Below are 1,009 nucleotides of genomic sequence, written 5' to 3'. Positions count from 1 at the left end.
CAGGCTGACCTGCGGCAGTTTGCTGAGCCTTCCATTTTTCAAAGTCCAAAGTAATGACGGAGGACATTTTCTATTTCCTTATAATGACGCACCGTAAGTGACGTTCGGTGCGCTGCTTTCCTTGAGGCGGGCACTGTCACAGACGGCAACGCCTGCGATATGCCCCACTTTTAATAATAATGGCCGGGTCGGGATGGCAGCGGCATAAGTGCAATAGTCCGCCCCGAGACTGCCTACCCGTATCAGCAACTGATCTTTCGCCATCACTTCAAAACGGTAACGGCGGCAGGTACGCCCGTATTGCCGGATGATATTCATCAGCAAATCAGGATTCTCTGCAATTTGCCCGTCACTGAGGCGCAGGATAATCACATCCCAGTCAATCTCTGGCTGGCGTTCCAGTAACTCGACATAACCCACGCCCAGCCGTTCAAAGATGGCAATAAAGCCTGCGATGCTGCCTGCATCTTTCGCGTTGATAAAGGCGTACTTCACCCGCTTGCGAAACAGTGGCAGCGGCTCGCCGTTAAAGCGCTGGATATCGCGCTGATAGGCCAGCACCGATAACAGCGATTCGGTACAAGTTTCCGCATCCAGTTGGGCGAGCGGCCATATCAGCCAGCCATAAACCTGTGACCAGAATTCCCGTGCTGCATTGAGCAGTTTGGCGGGTTCGCCCTTATCCATCCATGAGGGCAGGGCCAGTCGCTTAAGGCGTTCCCTGAACTCAGCCATTTTTCACCTCCACTGACAGCGTTTTCAGTCTCGGCACACTTAAGTCACTGAGAATATCCCCCCGTGAAAAGGTCAGTGATTCAATCTCGCTGAATTCACGATGAATTTCGCGCCCTAAGCTGGAAAAGGAAAAGCGCGAATAGGGCCATGTTTTTTTCACCGGATACTGGCTGTTTTCCCGGAATGCACAGCGGATCAGGTTTTCCACATCCCGTTTCAAGGTAGTTATCTGCTCCTGACGGTAGTTCGCCAGACTGACCACAAACAGCGTGAC

The 1,009-nt window shown here is 52.4% G+C and carries 1 protein-coding gene and 1 pseudogene; both read right to left on the bottom strand.

The window, feature by feature from the left end; genetic code table 11:
* Positions 1-78 precede the first annotated feature (78 nt).
* Positions 79-735, bottom strand: coding sequence for a phage tail protein (locus PSI23_RS21540; protein ID WP_273556987.1), 657 nt, complete (start codon positions 733-735; stop codon positions 79-81).
* Positions 728-1,009: pseudogene (locus tag PSI23_RS21535) on the bottom strand (baseplate J/gp47 family protein); the annotation flags it as partial. The gene PSI23_RS21540 and the pseudogene PSI23_RS21535, both read right to left, overlap by 8 nt.

Source organism: Xenorhabdus yunnanensis (assembly GCF_028598805.1).
Lineage (GTDB): Bacteria > Pseudomonadota > Gammaproteobacteria > Enterobacterales > Enterobacteriaceae > Xenorhabdus > Xenorhabdus yunnanensis.
The sequence above is the reverse complement of the archived record's forward strand: the minus strand, read 5'-3'. Positions and strand labels throughout refer to the sequence as shown.

Bases quoted from the DNA above. Each gene is read 5' to 3' on its own strand.
- PSI23_RS21540 (WP_273556987.1), bottom strand. From the start codon at position 735: ATGGCTGAGTTCAGGGAACGCCTTAAGCGACTGGCCCTGCCCTCATGG.